This window comes from Salinimicrobium sp. TH3, from assembly GCF_026676115.1.
Taxonomy (GTDB): domain Bacteria; phylum Bacteroidota; class Bacteroidia; order Flavobacteriales; family Flavobacteriaceae; genus Salinimicrobium.
In genome coordinates, this window is the sequence record NZ_JAPONB010000004.1 from 105394 (window position 1) to 129962 (window position 24569).

Genomic DNA, 24569 nt, shown 5'->3' on the forward strand with positions numbered 1-24569 from the left:
ATGTCTCAAAAGCAACTTTTAGTTATAGGTTATGTATGGCCCGAACCAAAATCCTCGGCGGCGGGTGCAAGAATGATGCAGCTGCTGGAATTCTTTCTTAATGAAGGGTTTTCCATCACCTTTGCCTCCACGGCTACAAAAACAGAATTTATGGCCGATCTCTCTTCCCTCGAAATTACTTCGGAAAAGATCGAGCTCAACAACGAAAGTTTTGATGTTTTCCTGAAAAAAAACGATCCCGAAATTGTCATTTTTGACAGGTTTATGATGGAAGAACAATTTGGATGGAGAGTGGCTGAAGTTTGTCCTGAGGCGATTAGGATCCTGGATACAGAAGATTTACATTTTCTGCGGAAAGCCCGGCATGAAGCAGCAAAAACCGGAAACAAACTTACTGCTTCCCTTCTCTTTTCTGATGTGGCAAAACGGGAAATTGCCAGCATCTACAGGTGTGATCTTAGCCTCATTATTTCTCCCATCGAAATGGAACTGCTCACCAAAACCTTTGGAGTACCTAAAAACCTGCTGTTTTATTTGCCTTTTATGCTAAAGCAGGTAACGGAAGAAATGAAATGCCGGCTTTTAACATTTGAAGAGCGAAGGGATTTCATAAGCATAGGTAATTTTTTGCATGAACCCAATAAAGACGCTGTTCTACAGCTCAAAAAAGAAGTTTGGCCACTAATCCGGGAAAAAATGAAAGAGGCAAAAATTCACATTTTTGGAGCCTATATTCCGCAGCAGATTCTTGAGTTGCACAATGAAAAAGAAGGGTTTCTTATTCACGGCCGGGCTGATTCGGCAAAAACTGAAATTGAAAAAGCCAGAATTCTGCTTGCTCCCATACGTTTTGGTGCCGGAATAAAAGGAAAATTCACAGATGCAATGCGAGTAGGAACCCCTACTGTCACTTCGCCCGTTGGTGCAGAAGGTATGGCAGGAAACTTACCCTGGAATGGAGCAACAGCCGATTCTCCCGCCGCTTTTGCCGAAGCTGCTGTCTGGTTATATAAAAGTGAGCAGGAATGGAAACAAGCTCAGGAAAACGGATTTGAGATTTTAGAATCTAATTTTTCCGAAGTAATCCACCGGGAAAGATTGAGAGAGAAACTTCAGCATATTTCAGAAAAACTTGAACAACATAGAAATTCAAATTTCACAGGACTTATGTTACAGCATCATATGTTGAACAGCACGAAATTCCTTTCGAAATACATAGAAGCCAAAAATAAGAATCGCCCGTAAAAACGGGCGATTCAATCCAAACAAATAAACTAACAACTCAAAATGAGCAACTAGGTCTTCTTCAATATTTTTCCTTCAAAGAGTTTGTGGTGTAGCAGTTTTAATGCCTGCACTTTATTTTTGGTATCGACCAGCAGGGAAATGTTATTGCTGCTCCCGCCGTAAGAGATCATCCTTACTGGGAGGTCATTAAGCAATTCAAACAGCCTGAAAGTCTCATGATCATTGATCACCCCCTCGCCCACCACACAAATGATACTGTGATTTGAGTCAACAGTAATTTCCCCGTATTCGTCCAGTTCGTAAAGGATCTTATCCAAATTTTGTGTATCATCAATGGTAAGGGAAATGGCGATTTCTGAAGTCGTGATCATATCGATCGCCGTTTCATGCTTATCAAACACATCGAAGATCTTTTTTAAAAATCCGTGCGCCATTAACATCCTGTTGGATTTTATCTTTATCGCTGTTATCCCGTCTTTGGCTGAAATAGCTTTTAATCCGCTACCATGGATTTTGGAAGAAATACAGGTGCCGGGGGCTTCGGGTGTAAAAGTGTTCTTAAGGTAAATAGGAATATTCCTCTCCTTTACCGGAGAAACAGTTTGTGGATGCAGGATCTTTGCACCAAAATAAGCAAGCTCGGCAGCTTCTTCAAAAGTAAGATGGGTAAGAGTCTGAGTATGATCTACAAATCTTGGATCATTGTTGTGAAAACCATCAATATCTGTCCAGATCTGTACCTCGGTTGCATTTACAGCTGCTCCTATAATTGTAGCCGTGTAATCACTGCCACCGCGCTTAAGGGTACTAACATTCTTATTTCGATCAATTCTTATAAAACCCTGTGTGATATACACTTCGGAAGTTACTTCACGTTTTAGCGTTGCTTTTAGAAGTTCCTGAACTGTTTGGATATGGGGATTCTCCACATTTGAAACCTGCATAAAATCTTTAGCATCCAGCAAAGTATTGGAAACTCCCTGTTCTTCCAGGAATTGGGAAAAAATGAGGCTTAAAAAAGTCTCACCAAAGGTGATCACCGCAGCTTCAGATAATGGTTTGAGCTGCAAAGTTTCCTCTAGTTGTCTATATAATTCGAGGAAGAGGTTCTCGGTTAGTTTTCTGGTTTCCTTATTTTCTATAAGTTCTTCAATAAAATGAAGGTGCTTTAGCTTTATTTCCAGCATTAAACCTTCTACCTGCTGTTCATTACCGCTCTTTTGAGCCTCAGCAATTTCTACCAGCTTATTGGTGACACCAGACATGGCTGAAACCACCACGATTTTACGCCCTTTTTGACCTCTTATAATTTCTTTGACGTTACGAATGCTTTCCGCAGTGCCAACAGAAGTTCCACCAAATTTTAAAATTTTCATACTACTAATTGAAGCTGCATAATTACATGATGAATCCAAGGCATTAAAAAAAATCACATCTTTTTTATATCTTTGAACAAATTGTATATTATTTAACAATGAAGACGATCAGTACCTGTGTGCATGATATTATAAAACACCAGCCTTTTTTGGATGATGCTTTGGCCCGAAATATTATAAACTTTAGTTCCCTGGCTGTTGATTTACAGCCGCAAGTGGAAAAGGAGATGAGAAAACCGGTAAAACAAGGTTCTATTATAATGGCCCTACGGCGTTATCATCCTAAGAGAAGTAAGTTCACTACAAAAAATTTCCGGGAGCTCGGGGACATGATCGTAAGATCGGGGATTACAGAATACACATATCTTAATTCTCAAAATATCGTTGCCCGAAAGGCAGAATTGTTACACGAGATTAAAGACCAAACGGGTATTTTTCTGAACTATTCAAGTAACTTTCAGGAAAGTAATTTTCTGGTCTCTACAAGCCTGCAGCCTTTGATCGAGAAATTTTTTAAAGAGGAACAGCTTGTAAGTATTTCAGAAGAGCTATCGTCTATCACCATTGCCCTGCCCGAGAAGAACACCAAAACGGTGGGACTTTATTTTTATATTTTTAAGCTCCTGGCTTATGAAGGAATCCCGGTTTATGAGATCATTTCAACCTCCAACTATTTCACACTATTCCTGGAAAAAGAATATCTAAATCAGGCATTTTTGCTCATGAATGAGATTAAATCTTCTTAATTCATATTGTAAATCCACAACTCATTTTGATGGTTCATTGGGAGGTATAGTTTTTTGTCATTTTTGAGATACAGGATGTCTCCCGCACTTTTTTCTGAAGTAAGTACTTCCTTAAGATTTCCTTCCAGATCAATAGTATAGATCTTTCCAGTTGCCCAGTCTGAAATATAATATTCTCCGTTCCCTTTTGACTGAATCCCATCCATATTACCGATACCATTCTTTGAAATCCTCGTGATTTTTTTAGTGCTGCGGTCAACTTTAAGAATGTTCCCATTTTGATCATCTCCCCACGCGGCAACAAGTATATATTCTGGGGTAATAAACAGGCCGTTTGGTTTTTCCAGCTCAGGACTGTGAAGCCACTCTTCAATTTCTCCCTCTACATTCATTTTATATATGCTGCTTTTGGCAAGATCTGAAAAGAATATATTTTCATCTTCATCCATAGCAAGATCATTGAGAGATTCTGCACCTTCAACAGGGATTCGTTGAAGAATTTCCCCGGAATTTAAATCCATTTCAATGAGGTGTTTGATATCGGTAACATACAGGCGATCTCCTTTAACAAGTAAACCTTTAGGATCATTTAATCCTGAAATCCAGGAATGCTCCTGGTCTTGCCATTTTCTTGAGATCCTTGAGATAAATCCATCTCCTTCGTTCCTGTCTCCCATATTGGAGACATAAAAATAATCGGTCTCTTCGTTAAGGATTACAGATTCGGGGTGGCTAAAACCGGGTAATTTCAATTCAGGAGTTTTGGTTTGCTCCTGCCCTATTGCAGTCATTCCGCAGAAAGTAATAAGTAGTATAAAATATTTCATGTTTTTCTTTTCAAGATAGCAATTTTTCAATTTTAGTAAGCTTTTATGGAAACTAATTAAAGATATCCTAAACCTGTTGGCTCATAGCAATGGACCATCTATTTTTGATGGAAAGAAAAATTGCTATGAGAAAGATTATTAGAGCCCTATTGGCGGGCTGGGGAGCAAAAAAACTTGGAGGTAAAACCGGTTGTGGTTGTTTTGGAACTATAATCGTTTTTATTATTCTTTGGTGGCTCCTCTCCAATTTGGGTATCTAATAATCTTTTCTATTGGAAAAAGTATCCAAAACCTATGGTGAACATGATTAAACCATAGAAGTAATGTTCCAGGCTCACGTTGAGCAAACTCCTTGTCTTATAGTAATTATAGATAAAAATCCAGCCGGCAAGGAAGGTCGCAATTGGTGCTACCCAATTGTCATAGATGAAATGTGTTAGACTGAAAACGATCGCATTGCTTAACATAAGCAGATATTTTTCCGGTACTACTTTATGATATCGGTGGAAATAATAAACCCTGTAAATGATCTCCTGTGGGAAAACCGAAGCCAGGGGATACAAGAAGAAAGTTATCGCATAGCTTTTAAAATTTTCTACAGGATATAAGAAGAACAATTCCGGAAAAATCCAAAAGGTAAACCATACAAGTAAAACGGTTATAATGAGTATCCTGGCAATACTTTTTCCCAGGTAGTCTTTTTTGAACCTGGTAAGTACTCTCCTGTCAAATTTTGGATCTAAAAGTAACAGGAAGAGGAAAAAAACCGCAATAAGTACCAGCGGAATGATCTTATACCATCCATCAAGAAATGCATTGACCAGGAAAGGAAAAAAAACATAAATAACTATAAATTCCACAACCATAAATGCTGCAGAATTGTAGACGATCTTAAGATTCATTACCGGATTTACAGAAAAGATAAATATAATGATCAGGAAGCATTAGCACGCTAACAAAAATATAAGAAATTATCATTCAGTTTCGAGATTTTCCTCCACTTCCATTCTGCTACGCACCTTTCTTTGCCGTAGAAGATCAATGATATTAAAAAGAACTATACAGAAAGCGATCCATATTAATCCTGCCACAAATCCCCCAGCAACATCCGACGGGAAATGCACTCCCAGATAGATCCTGCTTAAACCAATGAAAAAGATTAGTGCAGCAAATAAAATGGTGAGAAATAATCTAAGCCACTTATTCATTTTAATATGAAACACCAAATAAATAAGAAAACCATAGTAGGCCATTGCACTCATGGCGTGCCCGCTGGGATAACTTAATGATTCTACCACAACCAAATGTTCAATGGTAGGCCGGGCACGATTAAAGGCTTCTTTTAAAGCCATATTGGCCAGGGCCGATAAGATCACCACTCCCAGCAGTTGTAGTATGAATTTCTTGTTCTTGAGTTTGAAAAAGAAAAAGATAGCGGCGATCGTTGTTGCTATAAAGTAAGCATAAACATCACCCAGATCTGTTACGAATTGAAAAAATTGATTGAGAGCGGGGGTACGAAAAGAAGTTACATAGTCTGTAATCCTATTGTCAAAGTTATCAATGGTTTCCCCTTGCACTTTTTCGGTCAATTCCACAAAAAGGTTGGTACCCAGGATGAAGACCAGAAAAGCAAAGAAGATTAATAGATAAAACGGAAAATCCGGATTTTTCCAGGTTACATGTTTTTTATAAAACTCAACAAATTCATTGATGTACTTTTTTGAAACCTGTACCATTTATAGTCAGTTTTATTTTCCCGTTTCATCTTTTGCGGGAAAGGCTATTTCTACTTTTCTTCTACCCCACTTAAGGGCTTTTTCTCTATCGGTGCCCATATAGATGTCGATCTTGTTTCTCCATCTTGGGTGCATTTTATCATTTACAATAAACACTCCTTCAAAACCTTCGATTTTTACAGGAGTATTAAATTTAAGTCCCTTTCTTATAAGATCCCTCGAAACGGCAATAGACTGCACCTCGGGCTTTAGGGTGTCTCCCCAGGCCGTGATGAGAGGATTTCCTTCCCCCTGCTGCTTAAGCGAATTATATGCAGAAGCAGTAACAGAGATCTTTTGCCATTCTTCAAAATTGTACTTTTCAGCTTCAGGTTCATTACAACTTTCCAAAGAAGTCATAAAGGCAAGCGGCAGTACCAGGAACTTAAAAAAAGTTTTTATAGAGAACATAATTACCAACATACCAAAAAAATAAGCGTTTTACAATTATAAGCTTCAGTCTTAACCCTTCTTTAAGAGAGAATGTGAAACTACGGGTAAAACTTCTTTTTTTTCTGATTATTTTCTTTAAGGCCGAATATTTTTCAGAAATAAAAGACTAAAGAGGTCATTCTTTGGTGGTCCATCTTATAAATGGTATCTTTGCACTTTCGAAATGAGATATTTCTCAGCGCTGTTAAGGTCCTTCCTTTTTATTTTCTGTTTGATTCCCATTTCCCAAATATTTAATTGATAAAAAATTTATTATGAGTCAGGTTAAAGAAAATGACACTGTAAAAGTACACTACACCGGAAAACTTACCGATGGACAGGTCTTCGACAGTTCTTTGGAAAGAGAACCAATCGAATTCACAATGGGACAGGGACAACTTATCCCGGGATTTGAAAAAGGTTTACTTGATATGAAAGTGAATGAAAAGAAAACCGTGGAAATTCCATCTGAAGAAGCTTATGGTGCACCAAGAGAAGAATTGATTCAGGAAGTTGATAAGAGCCAGTTACCTGAAGAAATTAAGCCGGAGCCAGGAATGGGATTGGTTTCAAAAAGCCCCGATGGTCGCGAAATGAACCTTGTGGTAAAAGAAGTAAAAGAAAATTCAATTGTTGTTGATGGAAATCACCCATTAGCAGGAAAAGATCTTGTATTTGACCTTGAAGTGGTTGAGATCAAGTAATTGAAACAATTTTCTGTATAAAAAAAGACCTGCAAATTTTGCAGGTCTTTTTTTATATCCTTTGTTGACGGGTTAATCGTTATGCATAAATTTTTGCTTGGAAATAAGTTGTTCCTGAGTTTCCTCATTGGCAGGATCGGGCACGCAACAATCCACCGGGCATACTGCTGCACATTGCGGTTCATCGTGAAAACCAACACATTCGGTACATTTATCGGGCACTATATAGTAGATCTCATCACTAAGTGGTTCCCGTGCCTCGTTGGCATTTGTAGCTTTTCCATTGGGCAAAACTATGTCGCCACTAAGATCTGTCCCGTCTGCATATCTCCAGTCATCTGCACCCTCATATATTGCTGTATTAGGGCATTCTGGTTCACAGGCACCACAGTTGATGCATTCGTCGGTTATTATAATTGCCATAGGTTATTTTTATTCTAAATTTGCACAAATTTAAAGCCAAATCAGTTCTTAAACAAATAAGGAGATGACAATCGAGCAGCGTATGGAAAGGTTGGAGAACCTTGGACAGTTTTTAAAACAGTTCAAAAGATCGGGAATAGAAAAAGATGAAAGCCTGCAGCATAATGATCCTTATTTTGATCGGCTCAAGGAAAAGATTGAAGTTTCGGTACATCACAACGGCTGGTTTACTCTGGAAAATGTGCTTTTTTCCATGGAAAAATGGAGCGAAGGCCTTACCAGAGAAAATCTTCAAAAATGGCTTTCCCAATATGAATTCGGGGATGTGAAACCCAAAACAGTGGGGATCATTATGGCCGGAAATATTCCACTGGTTGGTTTTCATGATTTTATTTCGGTTTTGGTGAGTGGTCACAAGGTGCTGGTAAAGCAGTCCTCCAATGACAAACTGCTCCTACCGGTTATTGCCGATTACCTCAAGGCTATTTCTCCCGAATGGAAGGAGAAAATTGAGATCCTCCCCAACTCTGCCGACGGGGCTTCAAAAATGACAAATTACGATGCTGTTATTGCTACCGGCAGTAATAATACCTCAAGATACTTTGAATATTATTTTGCCGGAAAGCCTTCAATCATAAGAAAGAACCGGAATTCGGTTGCTGTTCTTACCGGCGATGAAACTCCTGAAGAGCTCTCGTCCCTGGCCGAAGATATCTTTAGATATTATGGTTTGGGCTGTAGAAATGTTTCGAAATTATATGTACCCAAAAATTATGACTTTAATGCCTTTTTTGAAGCAGTATATGGCTGGAACTCGATTATAAATCAGGCGAAATACGCTAACAACTACGATTATAACAAAGCTGTTTATTTGATGAGCCAGTTTAAACTGCTGGAGAATGGATTCCTTATCCTTAAAGAGGATAATTCCCTTAGTTCTCCAATTGCGACCTTATTTTATGAGCAATACAAGGATCTTGACGCTGTAAAGAAGGAATTAGAGAGCAGAAAAGAAGAAATTCAATGTATAGTTGGAAAAGACATTTTTGAAGAGGAAATTGCTTTTGGCCAAACTCAACAGCCTAAGTTGTGGGATTATGCAGATAATGTGGACACTCTTGATTTTTTAACCCAAAAAGTTTAAAAACTTCAGTTTTTCGCTAAAAAATCCTTCTAAATTATCATTTCAATAACAAGAAGTTGCCTTTGATTTTCTCATATTTGTAATTGTTAAAAAACAAACATGAAAAAACATAATTATAGCGCCGGACCTTGTATTCTTCCGCAGGAAGTATTCGAGGAGGCATCACAGGCAATATTAGATTTCAACAATTCAGGATTATCCATTCTTGAGATTTCCCACCGCAGCAAAGACTTTGTAGATGTGATGGAGGAGGCTCGAAACCTCGCTCTGGAACTACTAGGGCTGGAAGGTAAAGGCTATAAAGCTCTTTTCCTGCAGGGAGGTGCAAGTTTGCAGTTCTTAATGGCTCCTTATAACCTGCTAAAGACAAAGGCAGCTTACCTCAATACAGGTACCTGGAGTTCAAAAGCGATCAAGGAGGCCAAATTCTTTGGAGAGGTAAAAGAAGTTGCCTCATCGGCCGACAGGGATTTTAAGTATGTTCCAAAAGGATACTTTATTCCATCTGATGTTGATTATTTCCATTGCACCAGTAATAATACGATCTACGGAACCCAAATTAAGGAATTCCCAAATACGCCGAAACCTATGATCTGCGATATGAGCAGTGATATCTTTTCTCGGCAAATGGATTTTTCAAAATTTGATTTAATATATGCGGGGGCACAAAAGAATATGGGTCCTGCAGGAACTACTCTTGTGGTGATCAAAGAAGATATTCTTGGAAAAGTAGATCGATCTGTCCCATCCATGATGGACTATCGTGTACATCTTAATAAGGCCAGTATGTTCAATACCCCGGCAGTTTATGCTGTATATGTATCTATGCTCACCCTTAGATGGCTTAAGAAGAACGGGGGTATTGCCGGTATCGAGGAACGCAACGAAAAGAAAGCAAGCCTGCTATATTCAGAGATCGATATAAATCCCCTTTTTGATGGTTATGCAGACAAGGCAGATCGTTCAAACATGAATGCCACTTTCACTTTAAATAATGACGATCTAAAGGAAAGTTTTGACGCTATGTGGAAAGAAGCAGGAATTAACGGTCTTAATGGTCATCGTAGCGTTGGTGGATATCGAGCTTCCATGTACAATGCCCTTTCCCTGGAAAGCGTACAGGTACTGGTAGATGTCATGAGTGAACTGGAAAGAAAAGCTTAACCATAAACTTTTTAAATGAAAATTTTAGCAAACGACGGTATTGCATCGGGCGGTAAAAAACAACTTGAAGAAGCTGGAATTGAAGTTGTAACAACAAAAGTAGCCCAGGAACAACTGGCTAATTATATCCAGGAGAACAATGTAACCGGGATCATTGTTCGCAGTGCGACCAAGGTGCGTGAAGATCTTATCAATTCCTGCCCTAACCTAAAGATCATTGGTCGTGCAGGCGTTGGGATGGATAATATCGATGTGGATTATGCCCGCAGCAAGGGAGTACATGTTTTCAACACTCCTGCAGCTTCTTCGGCCTCTGTAGCCGAGCTTGTATTCGCCCACTTGTATAGCGGCGTACGTTTTCTTCATGATTCCAACCGCAATATGCCTCTTGAGGGAGACTCGCGCTTTAAGGAACTTAAGAAAAGTTATGCCGGCGGCCGTGAACTACGAGGAAAAACTCTCGGAATTATTGGTTTTGGACGTATAGGACGTGAAGTTGCTAAGATCGCTTTGGGGATTGGTATGAAGGTTATAGCCAGTGACAGGACTGAAGGTGAAGCAGAGATCACTCTTGAGTTTTATAACCACCAGGAAATTAAGATTCCAATTAAAACCGAACCTGTTGAACAGCTTATAAAACATTCAGATTTTATTACGCTACACGTGCCGGCTCAAAAGGAGCCTGTAATAGGAAAGGATCAGTTTCAAAACATGAAGGACGGGGTTGGCATTATCAATGCCTCACGTGGCGGAGTTGTGGATGAAGTTGCTCTTGTTGAAGCTCTTGAAAGCGGAAAAGTATCCTTTGCCGGTCTCGATACCTTTGAACACGAACCTTCTCCTGCTATTAAAGTGCTTATGAATCCCAATGTTTCTCTAAGTCCGCACATCGGGGCAGCTACAAATGAAGCGCAGGAAAGAATTGGTTATGAACTCGCTGAAGAGATCATCAGAGTCCTGAAATAATTTTTTCCAAAATGACATTTTTAAAGATGCTTCTGTTAAAGGAAGCATTTTTTTTGGTTAAAACCCTGGTGCAGTTTAGTGGGAGCCTCATATTTTTTGTAAATTAAAAAGAAAAACTATGGCTTCAATATTAGACTTTTTAGATACTGAAAAAGGAAAAGAATTTGTTCAGAAATCCAGTGAAGAGGTGAACGAATCCCCCGATAAGGTAAAATCGGCATTGGGAATGGCGCTTCCTATGATCATGGGTGCAATTAAAAAAAATGTAGATTCTCCTGAAGGTGCAGAAAACCTGAACCGTGAACTTAAAAAAGAAAAGCACGATGGTTCTGTCCTGGACAAGATTGGTGTGGGCGGACTTTCGGGCTTGATGGGAGAAGGATCGGGAATCCTTCGTCATGTTCTTGGTGGTAGCCAATCAAAAATTGCTTCGGCCGTTGGTTCGGCAATAGGGATGGATGCTTCCAAGGTGAGTAAACTACTTCAAATGGCTGCCCCTGTTATAATGGGAATCCTGGGAAAACAAAAGAGAAAAGACAACATTGACAACGGTAGCGGAATCTCTGACCTTGTTGGATCTGTACTTGGAACCAATTCTTCCCACGACCAGTCTATGATAGAAACCTTTATAAATTCAGATAAAGGAGGAAAGATCGCAGATGATGTAGCTGGCAAGATTTTTGGTAATAAAGATAAGTCCAAAGGATTGGGCGGCTTCTTTAAAGGATGACATTATGAAAAATCTGTTATACATACTGCTTTTAGGGCTGTTTATTTACAGCTGCTCCTCCACCCGTGACCGCGATATGCAAGCCGGGGAAGAAATGGTTGAAAATGATACCGTTAGAATTGCAAATGACAGTCTTGAGTACGAAATCATTATAATTGATCCCGGATTTTCATATTTTCTAAATTCCATGGCGCGTCCAGAAGGATACTATTCACAAGACTACCTGGAAAATAAGAACCGGTTTTTGGTGACAGATTATAATATTAGGGTGAACAACCCCCAGCGCTATGACCCCAACATCTATGAAATGGAAATCAACTACGATCCCCAAATAGATTACGGCTACGATGTTAATTATAAGCTATATAACTATTTTGTTTATCTCACCCGAAAGCATGATCAACGCTTCTCTGTCCCCACCAGATTGTGAACCAGGGAATAGTTTAAACAAAATGTAGTTGTAGATTTTCTTTATTATATTTGCCGCATGAACAAATTGAAGCAACGCTGGGGGATTTCTTCCAACTGGCAAATTTTAATTATTTTCATAGTCTTTGGACTTACCGGTTCCTCATCTTTGTATGTGGCTAAACCGGCCCTCGAATTTCTTGGTTTGACGCGTATGAATTTTTCTTCAGACCTGTTGGGAGGAGTTGGTTATTACGCGTTACGCATTCTAATGATCTTTCCTGTTTACCAGGTGCTTTTGGTGACTTACGGCTGGATCTTTGGACAATTCAGATTTTTCTGGCAATTTGAAAAAAATATGCTTTCCCGACTAGGGTTTGGAAGAATCCTGAAATAATATGAAGTTGTGGCAAAAAATAACGCTGGTCCTATTTACAGGATTGATCCTCTTCCCTTCGGCAGTAGATTTTGCTCATGTTTTTGCAGGCCATCAACATTATTACTGTAATCATTACGCCGAAGCACATTTCCATGAAAAATCGGTGGATTGTGAGATTATACACCTTCAACATAATTCTTTTTCCATTCCTGCTATTAACTTGTGGGTTTTACACACCCCTGAAGTCGACAAAACCTCCGCAGGAAAGGATTATATCTATTTAAGTACTTTTCAAAAACTGCATTTTGCGCTTAGAGCACCCCCTGCCCTTGCCTAAATTCCCGAAGAATATCTTCAAGTTTTTAAAACGTATTTAAAAAATATCCATGAAAAATATCTTTTTTGGACTGCTATTATTAGTAGTCTCCAATGCCTATAGCCAATTTTCGGTGGAAGGCAAAATATTAGAATCAAACACAGAACAACCGGTTATTGGAGCTACAGTCCAGCTTCAAAAACCTGAACGAGTAACAATAACCGATCTATCCGGAAGCTTTTCATTTGACGATTTATCGGCTGGTTCCTATTCCCTCGTCATATCCTCTCTTGGCTACGGTACCAGGACCTACAAATTTGATCTGCCCGGGAACCAGGACCTGCAAATAGAACTTTCTCCCACTGCTATAGAAATGGAGGAAATTATTGTATCGACCCCTTTCCATCAACTGCAAAGTGAAAATGTGATGAAGGTAGAACGCATCACGATAGAGAGCCTCGATCGCACCGGAGGAAACCGGCTTACCGATGGGATTAGCCAGATTGCCGGGGTAGAAACCATTACTACAGGTTCGGCAATAGGTAAACCTGTCATTAGGGGACTTAGTTCTAATCGCGTTTTGATTTATGCCCAGGGCGTACGCCTTGAGAACCAGCAATTCGGTGATGAACACGGGCTGGGATTGAGCAGTTCGGGAATTGAAAGTGTTGAAGTTATAAAAGGTCCTGCCTCCCTCCTTTACGGAAGTGATGCCCTGGGAGGAGTTCTATATCTTAATCCTGAACGTTTTGCACCTGCAGATTCCACTATTATTGACGCGGAAACTGCTTATTACACAAACACTGAAGGTTTTGAAGCCAACGCCGGAGTAAAAACTTCGGGTGAAAAATTTAAGTTTCTATTGCGTGGGAACCTTGCGGCACACAGTGATTACGAAACCGGCGATGGGGAAAGAGTTACCAATACCCGTTTCACAGAATATGATCTGAAGACCGGTTTTGGATACCGTGACGATACCTATAAAGGATACCTGCGGTATAATTTAAACAGTAGCTTTTCGGGGATACCTGAGGAAATTGGACTTCAAAGTACATCCAAAAGTAAAATGAACCCATACCAGCAGGTAGACAATCATATTTTGAGCATTGAGAATTCCTTTTATTTTGCCGATTCCAGTCTGGACATTACTCTGGGTTATCTTTTCAATAATCGAAAGGAATTTGAAGAGCATCATGAAGAGGAAGAGCATGAGGGAGAGGAAGAGCATGAGGAAGAAGAGCAAGGACACGCCGAGGGAGAGCCTGCATTGGAAATGCACCTGGAAACCATTAATTATGATGTGAAATATCATTTCCCTGCTCATGGGAAATTTGAAACCATTGTGGGAGTACAGGGAATGTTCCAGACGAATAAAAATTTAGCAGAAGAAATTCTCATCCCCGATGCCCGGACAACAGATGCAGGAATCCTGGCCACCACTCATTATCATCTTGAAAAAATAGATTTCCAGGCGGGATTGAGATATGATTTCAGAAAAATTTCTGCTGAAGGTTATGAAAACCATGACACCGAAACCGATGTTCCTGCACTGGATCGGGATTTTAACAGCTATAACGGTGCCCTCGGGGTTAAAATCGATCTTACCTCTCATTTTACAACAAGACTAAACCTTGCCACAGGTTTTAGAGCTCCCAACCTGGCAGAACTGACTTCTTATGGAAGTCACCATGGTACAAACCGTTTTGAAATTGGGAACCCAGATCTTGATAATGAACAAAATTATCAGCTTGACCTGGCCATGGAATTCAGGAACGAACATTTTGAGATCTACACCAATGCTTTTTATAATTCTATTAATAATTATATTTTTCTGAATCCCACAGGAGAATTTCTTGATGAAAATCCTGTTTTTGAATACCAGCAAAATGACGCTAAACTTTACGGAGGCGAAGCAGGTTTACACATCCACCCACACCCTCTCGACTGGCTGCATTTTGAAAGTAATTATGAACTGGTGATTGGAGAGCAGGAAAATGGGAATTACCTGCCGCTTATTCCTGCCCAATCCATCCTTAATACCATTTGGGTCGAAATACCTGATGGAGACCTCTTTACCAGTGGCTATGCAAGTATTAGTTTAAAATCTGTCTTTGATCAGGAAAGAACCGGTTTGTTTGAAACCAAAACGGGGGGGTATTCTATTCTAAATGCAGGGGTTGGTACTTCAATAGCTTTAAATTCCCTGGACATAGATTTAAGATTGTCGGGTACTAACCTGCTGGATAAGACTTACATTTCCCACCTTTCCCGCCTTAAACCCGAAAGTATTCCCAATATGGGAAGAAATATTTCCCTGGGAATAGGAGTAAAATTCTAAAAAAGAAATAAAAACAAAAAAGGCCGGTTGCTCATGAGCAACCGGCCTTTTTATTTATCAAAACTCAACTTCTTAACTTCTAACTTTTATTGGGCGCAACTCGCCAAAATCCTCTCCTTTTTGCCACACGAAAGTATAAAGCCACATAAGGGTAAAAGTGGGTACTATATCACTAAATGGCAGGATTTCTTCCACGAATACCAAAACAGAGGCTAATTTCCCCTTTTTCCCAGGGTACATGGCAGACATTTTCTTTGCGGCATATGGAGCCCATAAAAGATCTAAAAATCCACCTACTAATGGGATTGCTCCACTTGCCATACCAATGGCATCGTAAACCAATCCTTTGATCAATAATTTTCTTTTATCTGAGTTCATCTGTTTTTTGCTTTTCCTCTTACATTACAAGAAAAGTGCCAATTTTGGTTAGGCCTCACTTTTGACCTTTTCAGAAAAGGTGTGTTTTAATTTCTGAACCTTCGGGTCTATGATCACCCTGCAATACGGTTGATTGCGGTTTTGATTATAATAATCATGATGTTCCTGCTCGGCTATATAAAATTCTCGTGCCGGGGAAACCTCTGTAACTATAGGATCCTTAAAAGTCTTCTCGGCCTGCAATTTTTCAATGACTTTTTCTGCTGTTTCTTTTTGTGCATCAGAATGATAAAAAATGGCGCTGCGATATTGTGTTCCTACATCATTTTGCTGCCGGTTGAGCGTTGTGGGGTCATGGGTTGCAAAGAACATGTACAGTAATTCTTCAAAAGTGACAATTTGGGGATCAAATTTTATCTCTATAGCCTCTGCATGACCGGTTCTACCCGAAATCACTTCCCGGTATGGTGGATTCTTGATCTTCCCGCCGGTAAATCCCGATTTCACTTGTTTCACTCCTTCTATTCGCTGGAAAACAGCTTCGGTACACCAGAAACATCCTCCGGCCAAAGTGGCCTTTTCCAATTGTTTTTCTTCCATTTTTTCTTTTTCCAAAAAATAGGGAAAAACCGGCAACCTTCCAATTATAAAATTTCAGGATTTCGTAACATTGCATTTCAGGAAAACATTTCCCTAAATTTGACCTAATGCTCCCTAATATTCGGCTGTTATTTTTCCTTTTAATGATCCCGGGAATACTGTTTGCTCAGCAAAAGGAACTTTCGCAGAAGAAAACCTATACAGCAACCAGAATAGATCGAAAACCTGTCATTGATGGAGTGCTTGATGATGCCGTTTGGGATAATATTCCCCTGGCTACCAATTTTGTAATGTATGAGCCGGGAGATGGAAATCCTTCACGAAATACACATACTACTAAAGTCCAAATCGCTTATACCGACGAGGCAATTTACCTGGCGGCTTATCTTTACGATGAAGAACCTTCAAATATAAGGCGGGAATTTGCCCAGCGCGATAACCTTCCCACAGCCGATTATTTCTTTTTTGATCTTAATACCTATAATGACGGAGAAAACCAGACGCGATTCTACGTAACTGCAGCGGGTACCCTTGCCGATGCCAAAATGAAAAGGGAAAATGAAGACTTTGCTTTCAACGTGGTGTGGGAAGCAAGAGTTTCTATGGACGAACAGGGCTGGTATGTAGAAATGGAGATCCCCTACTCTGCTTTGCGATTTCCAAACAGCAAAGAACAGTTATGGAGTATGCAACTGGGACGGCATATAAGCTTCCTTAATGAGACTTATGTTTGGAACTATATCAATAAGTCACTTGGAGCAAGCACCCACTATAATGGCCTTTTAAAGGGGGTAAGGGATATTGATGCACCTGTGCGCCTTAGTTTTTATCCTTACGTCTCGGGGGAAGTTAATTACTACAAAGAAGAAACTACTACTGCGTTTAACGCAGGTATGGATTTTAAATATGGAATTGATGATGCTTTTACGTTGGATGCCACTTTGATCCCCGATTTTGGGCAGACGGCATATGATGAAGTTGAATTGAACCTGGGACCATTTGAGCAGACCTTTGGCGAAAACAGGGCTTTTTTTACTGAAGGAACCGAACTTTTTACAAAAGGTGATCTCTTCTATTCCCGCCGAATTGGGGATACGCCAATAGGATTTAACCAGGCCCAGGATGCCCGGTTGGAAAATGAAGATATTGTTGAGAATCCTGAAACAACTAATCTCCTAAACGCTTTAAAGATCTCCGGAAGGACAGAAAATGGCCTGGGAATAGGTTTTTTTAATGCCATTACCGAAAAACAAAAAGCGAGGTACTACAACAAATTGACAGGAGAAAGCAGGGAGCTTGTAACGGAACCTCTGGCAAATTACAACATCTTTGTACTGGACCAGCAATTTGATCAAAAGTCGTCTGTTTCTCTTATAAATACCAATGTTACAAGAGAAGGCCACTTTAGAGATGGCAATGTTACCGGTTTCTTATTTGACGTTTACAATGCCAACAGTTCTTTTAATTTTTTTGGGGAGGCAAAGATGAGCCGGGTGAATTATCCCACTAGTAATAAAACCGGATTCGCATCCAAACTGGGATTTTCCCGCACCAAGGGAAAGTTCCGCTACGGAGTTTCCCATGACTTCGCCAATAAAACCTATGACATTAATGATCTGGGGCTTAATTTCATTAATAACTACAATAACTTTCTCTGGGAAACTTCATACCGAATTTTTGAACCACGAGGAGTTTTTAATCGATACAATATAAGCCTCTTTGGAGATCACCAGCGGCGTTATGATCCCGATGTTGCTGTCACCACTAGCTTTGGTTTCAGTTTCTTCGGAATGACCCGTGATCGTTTTGCTTTTGGGGGTTCTGCCGGTTATAGCACCCCTTTCAAGGATTTTTTTGAACCCAGAAGGGATAATTCTTTCATTGAATATCCTGAAAATGCTTCGGCTGAAGTCTGGATCTCTTCAGATTACCGAAGAAGAATTGCTTTGGATTCCAGGCTGGGTTACAACAAATACCTGGGGACAGATCATGGAAAACTAAACTTTAGCTTTAGCCCGCGGTTTAGAGTCAGCAATAAATTTATGCTCATTTATTCCTTTGAATACAGGGCAGAAAATGACAGGGAAAGTTTCGTAACATTGCTGCCCAAAAATGTCATTTTTGGCACCCGGGATATGCGCAGCATTGAAAATTCCCTTCAGGGAAGTTATAACTTCAACAACCGAGAAGCGTTGAGCCTTAGCTTCAGAAATTTCTGGTCTTCGGCAGACTTTGCAAGGAATGATTTTTCCCGCCTGCTCAATAATGGAAGCTTAGTTGCTTATAATTATGAGGTGAACAAAGAAAATGATCCAAATGCAAATTTCAACATTTGGAACCTTGATTTGAGTTACCAGTGGAGGTTTGCTCCCGGGAGCGAATTGATCCTCCTTTATAGAAATTCAATTTTTAAGATTGATAAACTGAGTGAACTAAACTATACTGAAAGCCTTGACAACCTTTTTAGTCAGCCTGCTAGGCATAATCTTTCCCTGCGCATTGTTTATTATTTAGATTATAATACCATAAAAAATACTATTTAAGGTTAATATTGCAATTATGATAGAAGCCCACAATATCCACAAAAGTTACAATGACCTGCATGTTTTAAAAGGGGTAGATCTACACATTCTTAAAGGTGAGATCATTTCTATTGTAGGAGCTTCGGGTGCGGGAAAAACAACACTGCTACAGATCCTGGGAACACTTGAAAAACCTGACAGGAATAAAGAAAGTATTTTAAAAGTAAATGGAATGGACGTGTATTCCCTGAATTCACGGGAGCTCGCAAAATTCAGAAATGAAAATATTGGTTTTATTTTTCAGTTCCATCAATTACTCCCGGAGTTTACCGCTTTGGAGAATATTTGTATTCCGGCTTTTATTGGTAACCGTTCCAGGGCCGAAACAGAAAAACGAGCCAATGAATTACTTGGGTTTTTAGGACTTTCAAAAAGGGCCCATCATAAACCGGCCGAAATGAGTGGCGGGGAACAACAACGTGTGGCCGTGGCACGCTCTCTTATTAATAACCCCGGTGTTATTTTTGCCGATGAACCCTCGGGTAACCTTGACAGTGAATCTGCCGAGAATTTGCACAGGTTGTTCTTTGATCTACGAAAAGAATTTGGACAAACCTTTGTGATCGTTACCCACAACGAAGAACTCGCAAATATGGCCGATAAAAAGCTCACTATGGTAGACGGGAAAATAATTTAAAGTGCCTGTTGCCGGTTCGAGGTTTAAGGTTTAAGGTTTAAAAAAACATTCAATATAAATTATACAATTCCACATCTCAAGTCTAAAGTCTCACGTCTAACGTCTACAGAAATGACCCCAAAAGAACTTAAAGAATTTCTTGACTTTAAGGTTGATCAATATAACACTGCCGAATTTATTGAAACAGATCCTGTACAGATCCCGCATCTTTTCAGCCGCAAAGAAGATATCGAAATTTCAGGATTTTTAACTGCCACAATTTCCTGGGGAAACCGCAAAAGCATTCTCAAAAATGCTCATTCTTTAATGGAATTATTGGAGTTCGCTCCTTATGATTTTGTGCAGAACCATTCAGAAGGAGACCTTCAAAGATTTGAAAAATTTGTTCATCGTACCTTCAACAGCATTGATCTTATTTATTTTATTAAAGCTTTTCAAAACATTTATGGACAACACAAAGGCCTGGAAAACATCTTCAGTAAACATTCAAGTAGAGACAGCTTACAGCCTGCAATCCATGAGTTTAAAAAAGTATTTTTTGAGTTGCCGCACGAGAAAAAGACCGAAAAACATGTAAGTGATCCCTTAAAGAATTCTGCAGCCAAGAGGATCAATATGTTTTTGAGATGGATGATAAGAAATGATAATAGAAATGTGGATCTTGGAATTTGGAACAGCCTCTCCTCTTCACAACTTAGCTGCCCATTGGATGTGCATTCAGGAAATGTGGCGAGAAAATTAGGGCTTCTAAAACGTAAACAGAATGACGCCAAAGCTTTGGCAGAACTAGACATCAACCTTCGGAAACTGGACCACCAGGATCCGGTAAAATATGATTATGCCCTATTCGGTTTGGGTGTATTCGAGAATTACTAATAAGCTTGTAGGAACTTTCTCAAATATTTTCTAGTTAAATCTCAATTTTTTGGTGGCAATTAATATCTTTAACTACTTATAAGGTTGAGATTTATGCCCAAATTGGAAATCAAGAATACTGAAGGCCGGCAACATCCGGCTCCAGAAGAATTTCAAATTCTGAAAACTTGTTCAGACAGTGATTTTTCTGATATCCTCTTTCTTTGTGCCCAGGTAGTAAGGGCCAGAACAGCTGCTCTTATAGTTCAGGAAAAGGAACAGATCTGGATTAAAAGCACTTACGGCATTCCAATTGAAGAGTTAAATGCAGAGACATCCCTTTGGGAAAAGGTGCTGGAGCAGGATGATATTCTAATCTTTGATGAGCAAGAACTAAGAAGTTTAGGTTTGGATCATGAAAAAATTATTGCTGTTCCTGTAATTACTGCCAATGGGGAAAGATTGGGGTTAATTTCCCTATATAATGTTTCTGTAATTGAACTCACTCCCAATCAACGACGTTCTCTCAAGCTCCTGGTGATCCAAATACTCAACTTTATTGCCTTTAGAAAACAAAACAACCAGTTTCAGCGCGTTCAGCAGGATTTGGAAAAACGTTATGAGGAACTTGAAAAATTCGCCAGTGTTGTTTCACATGATATAAAGTCGCCTCTGGCCAATATTATTTCCCTTGTAGATCTTTTAAAAGAGGAAAAGCAGGAAAAGTTTGATGAAGAGGCGCAGCAATATATTGACTATTTATCCCAGGCTTCTCACAGTTTGAGAAATTATGTAGACGGGTTACTCATCTTCTACAGAAGTGAGCGCATCCTTGAAAAAGAACAGGAAGATGTTGATTTAAAACCCTTTTTTGAAAACATTGTCAATCTTTACAATGTAAGTCCAGACGTTGAGATCACTTATCCTAAAGCAGGGGTATTAAAGAGGGTAAATAAAGCTGCTCTAACCCAAATCTTTTTAAACCTTATTAGTAATGCTCTTAAGTATAACCACAAAGATAAACGCCGGGTGGAAATAGAGTTTAAATCTTTAGATCATTTTTATGAATTTCAAGTCAGGGATAACGGCGACGGTATACCAAAAGATAGCTTTAAAAAGATCTTTGACCTGTTCGCTACCCTTGATCAAAATGATAGGGACGGGAACCCCGGGAGTGGAATAGGACTGGCAACAGTACAAAAATTACTCACACACATGGGGGGAAACATACAAATTGCGTCTGAACCCGGAGTAGGCAGTAATTTTAAGTTTCAAATTAAAAGGTCTTGCTAAGGCCTTTTTCTATCTTTGACAAAAGAATGCCTGCGCATGTACTTTAAATATCCCGAACTGCTTTACGCTTTGGTTTTATTGGTGATTCCTGTCCTGGTGCACCTTTTTCAACTTCGTAAGTTCAGGACTACGCAATTTACCAACGTAAAATTCCTGAAAAAGACTGTTCTACAGACCCGTAAAAGTTCCCGCTTAAAAAAATTCCTCACTCTTTGTACCAGGCTGTTGCTTTTGACCTGTCTCATCATTGCATTTGCCCAACCCTACTTCCCTCCTGCCTCTGGCGAAATAAAAGATACAGAAACAGTGGTTTATCTTGACGACTCCTATAGTATGCAGGCACGGGGAAAGAGCGGCGTACTTCTAAGAAGAAGTGTTCAGGACCTTCTGGAAAATATTCCTGAAGAAGAAATAATCACATTATTCACCAATGATGAAGAATACCAGAATATTTCTGTAGCCAGTTTGCGCGAAAGGCTGCAGGACAGGAATTTTTCACCCAAAGAACTTTCCTGGAGAGCTATTGAATTAAAAGCCCGGAATTTTTTTCGCAATTCTTCGGATTCCCAAAGAAACTTTATTGCAATTTCCGATTTTCAACATGTGGAGGATTCTCTTACTGCCCTGGGCGATGATATCAATACTTTTCTGGTACAATTAAGACCCGAGAATGAAAACAACGTGGCCCTGGATTCTGCCTGGGTGACAAGTCGGGGGCTGGATGTAACTGTTCTCAATGTTTCCTTTTCGGCATATGGTGACAGGCAGGAGGAAGTCGCTATAGGTTTGTACGATGGCGATCGTATGCTTGCAAGAAAGACGGTAACATTGGATGAAGGTCTGCGAGGGAATACTACCTTCAACCTGGCTGCCGACGCGATTCCCCACGGCAGGATCGAAGTCGAAGATAATGGCCTGCAGTTTGACAACCGGTTTTTCTTTAGCATTAACGAAATCGCTCCTGTGAACATAGTCGCCATAGGTGATTCTGAAGCAGATTACCTGCAAAGGATCTATTCTTCTCCAGAGTTCAACCTGTCAATTCTTCCCGAAAACAATATTGATTTTAATCTCCTCTCGCAAGCCAATGTAATTATTCTGAACCAGCCTCAAAAAATACCTTTTTCGATGCTGACGCTTCTTCAGGAGTTGGTAAAAGAACAGGTGTTACTTGTGATCGTTCCTTCAGTAGAAGCTGAGATCGGGGATTATAATGCTCTCCTGAAGAACCTGGACCTACCGGTTTTTACAGCTCTTAATACCCAGGAAAAATTGATCACAGATATCATTTTTGAGCATCCTCTTTATAGCAGTGTTTTTAATGAAAAGGTGTCAAATTTCGAATATCCAAAAGTTCAGAGTTCTTATCTTTTAAGCAAGACCACGACCGGGATTCTAAAATACCAATCCGGGCAGCCTTTTCTCTTTGAACAGGATAACGTTTTTGTTTTCACCGCGGCCCTAAACCAGGAAAACTCTAATTTTAAAAATTCTCCGCTCATTGTTCCTACTTTTTACAACATAGGAAACCTGGCTATTTCAAGGCCCAGTCTTTACAGCGTATTAGGAGACTCGCATACAATCGGGATTCAGGCGAATCTTCAGAAAGATGAGATCCTGAAACTATCTTCTTCTGAAACTACCTTTATTCCGCAGCAGCAAAGTTTTCAGAATAAGGTAGAAATTTTGCTGGATGAACTTCCGAAGGAACCCGGGCATTACGACGTGTTACAGGAGGAAAAAGTGCTAAGGTCCCTTAGTTTTAATGTCTCCAGAAGTGAAAGTGACCCGGTGAATACGGAGTTAAACGAACGGGAAGGTATTTTTGTGCACTCCTCTGTTCCCGAAGTTTTCTCTGAAATTAAATCGGCCAATGAAGTGGACAGCCTTTGGAAATGGTTTGTTATTTTTACACTGTTTTTCTTAATTACTGAAATATTTATTCTAAAATTCCTCAAATGAAAATACTCGTTAAGTCGGCCAGGATTATTGATAATGAAAGTCCATACAACAACAAAGTGATGGACATCCTGGTTGAAAATGGTATTATTAAAGAGATCGATCCAGTCATTAAAACCCGAAAACCCGATCTTGAGATCAATTTTGAGAATCTGCATGTATCGCAAGGGTGGTTTGACAGTAGCATCACATTTGGGGAACCGGGGTTTGAGGAAAGAGAAACCCTTGAAAACGGTTTAAGAACAGCTGCCCTTAGCGGCTTTACAGCAATCGCTTTAAACCCCGGAAACGATCCTGTGACCGATAATAAAGGTGCAGTTACCTTTTTAAAGAACAGAGCCGAAAAACAACCTGTTACTTTGCTTCCTATTGGGGCACTCACCCGCAAAAGTGAAGGAAAGGATATGGCCGAACTATACGATATGCAACAGGCCGGTGCCGTGGCTTTTGGAGACTTCAAAAAATCTGTTTCCAATCCTAACTTATTGAAACTGGCTTTACAATATTCTCAGAATTTTGACGGACTTGTTATGTCTTTTCCGCAGGAAGACAGGATAGCACTTAACGGGCAGGTCAATGAGCATGAAAATAGTACCATGTTGGGATTAAAAGGGATTCCTGCTTTGGCCGAGGAGTTACAAATCACCAGAGACATCTATCTTCTTGAATATACCGGCGGGAAACTCCATATTCCCACGATTTCCACAGCAAAATCTGTAGATATCATTAGAGATGCTAAAGAAAGAGGCCTGGATGTTTCCTCCAGCGTTGCTATTCATAACCTTTTCTTTACAGACGAAATGCTTGAAGAATTTGACACCAATGCCAAAGTGCTTCCACCCCTTAGGACTAAAAGCGATGTCAAGGCGCTCATTGCCGGCGTTAAAGATGGAACTATAGACATGGTAACATGCGATCATATTCCAATGGATGTGGAGCACAAAAAAGTGGAGTTCGATAATGCCCTTTTTGGCACCCTGGGATTGGAATCGGCCCTGGGAGCTTTGTTGCAGCTATTTTCTGTAAGAACTGCGGTCAAAGTTCTTACCTCAGGAAAATCCAGATTCAATCTTGCAGATGTAGTCATTGATGAAGGATCTCCCGCTAACTTTAGTTTCTTTAATCCCGATAAGGAATATACTTTCGAAAAAGAGCATATTTTAAGCAGTTCCAAAAACAGTCTGTTTCTCGGGAAAGAATTAAAAGGAAAGGTCTATGGGATTTTAGTGGGTGAGGAATATTTAACCTCCTGAAACCGGTAAACAAACAGGAAATTAAGTAAATTT

Annotated in this window: 26 protein-coding genes; 18 read left to right on the forward strand and 8 right to left on the reverse strand. The window is 39.8% G+C overall.

Annotated elements, in window-relative coordinates:
- On the forward strand, positions 1–1245 hold the full coding sequence (locus OU683_RS07935; RefSeq protein ID WP_268136994.1) for a glycosyltransferase: 1245 nt from the start codon (positions 1–3) through the stop codon (positions 1243–1245).
- A gap of 50 nt (positions 1246–1295) precedes the next feature.
- Here OU683_RS07935 and OU683_RS07940 read toward each other — a convergent pair whose 3' ends face one another.
- Entirely contained in the window at positions 1296–2624 is a 1329-nt protein-coding gene (locus tag OU683_RS07940) for an aspartate kinase (RefSeq protein ID WP_268136996.1), read from the reverse strand.
- Positions 2625–2722: 98 nt separating this feature from the next.
- Here OU683_RS07940 and OU683_RS07945 point away from each other — a divergent pair, with 98 nt between their 5' ends.
- Complete coding sequence (locus tag OU683_RS07945; protein WP_268136998.1) at positions 2723–3370, forward strand: hypothetical protein; 648 nt, start codon at positions 2723–2725, stop codon at positions 3368–3370.
- On the opposite strand, the gene OU683_RS07950 is transcribed toward OU683_RS07945, so the two are convergent.
- Positions 3367–4197 carry an NHL repeat-containing protein gene (locus OU683_RS07950; RefSeq protein ID WP_268137000.1) on the reverse strand — a complete coding sequence of 277 codons (831 nt, stop codon included), beginning with the start codon at positions 4195–4197 and terminating at the stop codon, positions 3367–3369. The genes OU683_RS07945 and OU683_RS07950 overlap by 4 nt on opposite strands.
- Before the next feature lie 125 nt (positions 4198–4322).
- Between OU683_RS07950 and OU683_RS07955 the strand changes: the two genes are divergently transcribed.
- Complete coding sequence (locus OU683_RS07955) at positions 4323–4457, forward strand: hypothetical protein (protein WP_255702456.1); 135 nt, start codon at positions 4323–4325, stop codon at positions 4455–4457.
- A gap of 9 nt (positions 4458–4466) precedes the next feature.
- On the opposite strand, the gene OU683_RS07960 is transcribed toward OU683_RS07955, so the two are convergent.
- The 3 genes from OU683_RS07960 to OU683_RS07970 form a co-directional block, all read right to left on the reverse strand.
- Positions 4467–5099: a CPBP family glutamic-type intramembrane protease gene (locus tag OU683_RS07960; RefSeq protein ID WP_268137003.1), complete on the reverse strand. Its 633-nt coding sequence runs from the start codon at positions 5097–5099 to the stop codon at positions 4467–4469.
- 72 nt (positions 5100–5171) lie between these two features.
- Complete coding sequence (locus OU683_RS07965; protein WP_268137005.1) at positions 5172–5936, reverse strand: phosphatase PAP2 family protein; 765 nt, start codon at positions 5934–5936, stop codon at positions 5172–5174.
- A gap of 12 nt (positions 5937–5948) precedes the next feature.
- Entirely contained in the window at positions 5949–6386 is a 438-nt protein-coding gene (locus OU683_RS07970; protein ID WP_268137007.1) for a 3D domain-containing protein, read from the reverse strand.
- Between the two features lie 296 nt (positions 6387–6682).
- Between OU683_RS07970 and OU683_RS07975 the strand changes: the two genes are divergently transcribed.
- The gene (locus OU683_RS07975; RefSeq protein ID WP_228912913.1) at positions 6683–7111 is read left to right on the forward strand and encodes an FKBP-type peptidyl-prolyl cis-trans isomerase; all 429 of its coding nucleotides are present in this window, start codon (positions 6683–6685) and stop codon (positions 7109–7111) included.
- A 72-nt stretch (positions 7112–7183) separates the two neighbouring features.
- Here OU683_RS07975 and OU683_RS07980 read toward each other — a convergent pair whose 3' ends face one another.
- Entirely contained in the window at positions 7184–7534 is a 351-nt protein-coding gene (locus OU683_RS07980; RefSeq protein ID WP_228912912.1) for a 4Fe-4S dicluster domain-containing protein, read from the reverse strand.
- Positions 7535–7598: 64 nt separating this feature from the next.
- On the opposite strand from OU683_RS07980, the gene OU683_RS07985 reads away from it, so the two are divergent.
- The 8 genes from OU683_RS07985 to OU683_RS08020 all read left to right on the forward strand — a co-directional run bounded on the left by OU683_RS07985 (position 7599) and on the right by OU683_RS08020 (position 14979).
- Entirely contained in the window at positions 7599–8678 is a 1080-nt protein-coding gene (locus OU683_RS07985) for an acyl-CoA reductase (RefSeq protein WP_268137011.1), read from the forward strand.
- 99 nt (positions 8679–8777) lie between these two features.
- Positions 8778–9842 (forward strand): 3-phosphoserine/phosphohydroxythreonine transaminase, encoded by a 1065-nt coding sequence (gene serC, locus OU683_RS07990; RefSeq protein ID WP_268137013.1) that lies wholly within the window; start codon positions 8778–8780, stop codon positions 9840–9842.
- A 15-nt stretch (positions 9843–9857) separates the two neighbouring features.
- On the forward strand, positions 9858–10808 hold the full coding sequence (locus tag OU683_RS07995; protein ID WP_268137015.1) for a D-2-hydroxyacid dehydrogenase: 951 nt from the start codon (positions 9858–9860) through the stop codon (positions 10806–10808).
- A 118-nt stretch (positions 10809–10926) separates the two neighbouring features.
- Entirely contained in the window at positions 10927–11538 is a 612-nt protein-coding gene (locus tag OU683_RS08000; RefSeq protein ID WP_268137017.1) for a DUF937 domain-containing protein, read from the forward strand.
- Between the two features lie 4 nt (positions 11539–11542).
- Positions 11543–11968 (forward strand): DUF6146 family protein, encoded by a 426-nt coding sequence (locus tag OU683_RS08005; RefSeq protein WP_268137019.1) that lies wholly within the window; start codon positions 11543–11545, stop codon positions 11966–11968.
- A gap of 57 nt (positions 11969–12025) precedes the next feature.
- Positions 12026–12343, forward strand: a complete 318-nt coding sequence (locus OU683_RS08010) for a DUF6787 family protein (RefSeq protein ID WP_268137021.1) — start codon at positions 12026–12028, stop codon at positions 12341–12343.
- A 1-nt stretch (position 12344) separates the two neighbouring features.
- Positions 12345–12662 carry a hypothetical protein gene (locus OU683_RS08015; protein ID WP_268137023.1) on the forward strand — a complete coding sequence of 106 codons (318 nt, stop codon included), beginning with the start codon at positions 12345–12347 and terminating at the stop codon, positions 12660–12662.
- 49 nt (positions 12663–12711) lie between these two features.
- On the forward strand, positions 12712–14979 hold the full coding sequence (locus tag OU683_RS08020; RefSeq protein ID WP_268137025.1) for a TonB-dependent receptor: 2268 nt from the start codon (positions 12712–12714) through the stop codon (positions 14977–14979).
- A 72-nt stretch (positions 14980–15051) separates the two neighbouring features.
- Here OU683_RS08020 and OU683_RS08025 read toward each other — a convergent pair whose 3' ends face one another.
- Together OU683_RS08025 and msrA are read right to left on the reverse strand one after the other, a co-directional pair.
- Positions 15052–15357 (reverse strand): hypothetical protein, encoded by a 306-nt coding sequence (locus OU683_RS08025; protein WP_228912903.1) that lies wholly within the window; start codon positions 15355–15357, stop codon positions 15052–15054.
- 48 nt (positions 15358–15405) lie between these two features.
- Positions 15406–15957, reverse strand: a complete 552-nt coding sequence (msrA, locus tag OU683_RS08030) for a peptide-methionine (S)-S-oxide reductase MsrA (protein WP_268137028.1) — start codon at positions 15955–15957, stop codon at positions 15406–15408.
- Positions 15958–16064: 107 nt separating this feature from the next.
- On the opposite strand from msrA, the gene OU683_RS08035 reads away from it, so the two are divergent.
- From OU683_RS08035 to OU683_RS08060, 6 genes are all read left to right on the forward strand, one after another.
- Positions 16065–18500, forward strand: a complete 2436-nt coding sequence (locus OU683_RS08035) for a DUF5916 domain-containing protein (RefSeq protein ID WP_268137030.1) — start codon at positions 16065–16067, stop codon at positions 18498–18500.
- A 16-nt stretch (positions 18501–18516) separates the two neighbouring features.
- Complete coding sequence (locus tag OU683_RS08040) at positions 18517–19176, forward strand: ABC transporter ATP-binding protein (RefSeq protein ID WP_268137032.1); 660 nt, start codon at positions 18517–18519, stop codon at positions 19174–19176.
- A 111-nt stretch (positions 19177–19287) separates the two neighbouring features.
- Positions 19288–20052, forward strand: coding sequence for a TIGR02757 family protein (locus OU683_RS08045; RefSeq protein ID WP_268137034.1), 765 nt, complete (start codon positions 19288–19290; stop codon positions 20050–20052).
- 93 nt (positions 20053–20145) lie between these two features.
- On the forward strand, positions 20146–21324 hold the full coding sequence (locus tag OU683_RS08050) for a sensor histidine kinase (protein WP_268137036.1): 1179 nt from the start codon (positions 20146–20148) through the stop codon (positions 21322–21324).
- Between the two features lie 36 nt (positions 21325–21360).
- Complete coding sequence (locus OU683_RS08055; RefSeq protein ID WP_268137038.1) at positions 21361–23286, forward strand: BatA domain-containing protein; 1926 nt, start codon at positions 21361–21363, stop codon at positions 23284–23286.
- A complete protein-coding gene (locus OU683_RS08060; protein ID WP_268137040.1) occupies positions 23283–24536 on the forward strand; it encodes a dihydroorotase in 1254 nt (417 codons plus the stop codon). The genes OU683_RS08055 and OU683_RS08060 overlap by 4 nt, the downstream gene beginning before the upstream one ends.
- Positions 24537–24569 lie beyond the last annotated feature (33 nt).

What these genes read in the sequence shown, in the direction of transcription:
- OU683_RS08045 (WP_268137034.1), top strand. Translation starts at nt 19,288, where the DNA reads ATGACCCCAAAAGAACTTAAAGAATTTCTTGACTTTAAGGTTGATCAA.
- msrA (WP_268137028.1), bottom strand. Translation starts at nt 15,957, where the DNA reads ATGGAAGAAAAACAATTGGAAAAGGCCACTTTGGCCGGAGGATGTTTC.
- OU683_RS08060 (WP_268137040.1), top strand. Translation starts at nt 23,283, where the DNA reads ATGAAAATACTCGTTAAGTCGGCCAGGATTATTGATAATGAAAGTCCA.
- OU683_RS07995 (WP_268137015.1), top strand. Translation starts at nt 9,858, where the DNA reads ATGAAAATTTTAGCAAACGACGGTATTGCATCGGGCGGTAAAAAACAA.
- OU683_RS07975 (WP_228912913.1), top strand. Translation starts at nt 6,683, where the DNA reads ATGAGTCAGGTTAAAGAAAATGACACTGTAAAAGTACACTACACCGGA.
- OU683_RS08050 (WP_268137036.1), top strand. Translation starts at nt 20,146, where the DNA reads ATGCCCAAATTGGAAATCAAGAATACTGAAGGCCGGCAACATCCGGCT.
- OU683_RS08025 (WP_228912903.1), bottom strand. Translation starts at nt 15,357, where the DNA reads ATGAACTCAGATAAAAGAAAATTATTGATCAAAGGATTGGTTTACGAT.
- OU683_RS08010 (WP_268137021.1), top strand. Translation starts at nt 12,026, where the DNA reads ATGAACAAATTGAAGCAACGCTGGGGGATTTCTTCCAACTGGCAAATT.
- OU683_RS08000 (WP_268137017.1), top strand. Translation starts at nt 10,927, where the DNA reads ATGGCTTCAATATTAGACTTTTTAGATACTGAAAAAGGAAAAGAATTT.
- serC (WP_268137013.1), top strand. Translation starts at nt 8,778, where the DNA reads ATGAAAAAACATAATTATAGCGCCGGACCTTGTATTCTTCCGCAGGAA.
- OU683_RS08040 (WP_268137032.1), top strand. Translation starts at nt 18,517, where the DNA reads ATGATAGAAGCCCACAATATCCACAAAAGTTACAATGACCTGCATGTT.
- OU683_RS07955 (WP_255702456.1), top strand. Translation starts at nt 4,323, where the DNA reads ATGAGAAAGATTATTAGAGCCCTATTGGCGGGCTGGGGAGCAAAAAAA.
- OU683_RS07970 (WP_268137007.1), bottom strand. Translation starts at nt 6,386, where the DNA reads ATGTTCTCTATAAAAACTTTTTTTAAGTTCCTGGTACTGCCGCTTGCC.
- OU683_RS07935 (WP_268136994.1), top strand. Translation starts at nt 1, where the DNA reads ATGTCTCAAAAGCAACTTTTAGTTATAGGTTATGTATGGCCCGAACCA.
- OU683_RS07965 (WP_268137005.1), bottom strand. Translation starts at nt 5,936, where the DNA reads ATGGTACAGGTTTCAAAAAAGTACATCAATGAATTTGTTGAGTTTTAT.
- OU683_RS08005 (WP_268137019.1), top strand. Translation starts at nt 11,543, where the DNA reads ATGAAAAATCTGTTATACATACTGCTTTTAGGGCTGTTTATTTACAGC.
- OU683_RS08055 (WP_268137038.1), top strand. Translation starts at nt 21,361, where the DNA reads ATGTACTTTAAATATCCCGAACTGCTTTACGCTTTGGTTTTATTGGTG.
- OU683_RS08020 (WP_268137025.1), top strand. Translation starts at nt 12,712, where the DNA reads ATGAAAAATATCTTTTTTGGACTGCTATTATTAGTAGTCTCCAATGCC.
- OU683_RS07980 (WP_228912912.1), bottom strand. Translation starts at nt 7,534, where the DNA reads ATGGCAATTATAATAACCGACGAATGCATCAACTGTGGTGCCTGTGAA.
- OU683_RS07950 (WP_268137000.1), bottom strand. Translation starts at nt 4,197, where the DNA reads ATGAAATATTTTATACTACTTATTACTTTCTGCGGAATGACTGCAATA.
- OU683_RS07960 (WP_268137003.1), bottom strand. Translation starts at nt 5,099, where the DNA reads ATGAATCTTAAGATCGTCTACAATTCTGCAGCATTTATGGTTGTGGAA.
- OU683_RS07945 (WP_268136998.1), top strand. Translation starts at nt 2,723, where the DNA reads ATGAAGACGATCAGTACCTGTGTGCATGATATTATAAAACACCAGCCT.
- OU683_RS08015 (WP_268137023.1), top strand. Translation starts at nt 12,345, where the DNA reads ATGAAGTTGTGGCAAAAAATAACGCTGGTCCTATTTACAGGATTGATC.
- OU683_RS07985 (WP_268137011.1), top strand. Translation starts at nt 7,599, where the DNA reads ATGACAATCGAGCAGCGTATGGAAAGGTTGGAGAACCTTGGACAGTTT.
- OU683_RS08035 (WP_268137030.1), top strand. Translation starts at nt 16,065, where the DNA reads ATGCTCCCTAATATTCGGCTGTTATTTTTCCTTTTAATGATCCCGGGA.
- OU683_RS07940 (WP_268136996.1), bottom strand. Translation starts at nt 2,624, where the DNA reads ATGAAAATTTTAAAATTTGGTGGAACTTCTGTTGGCACTGCGGAAAGC.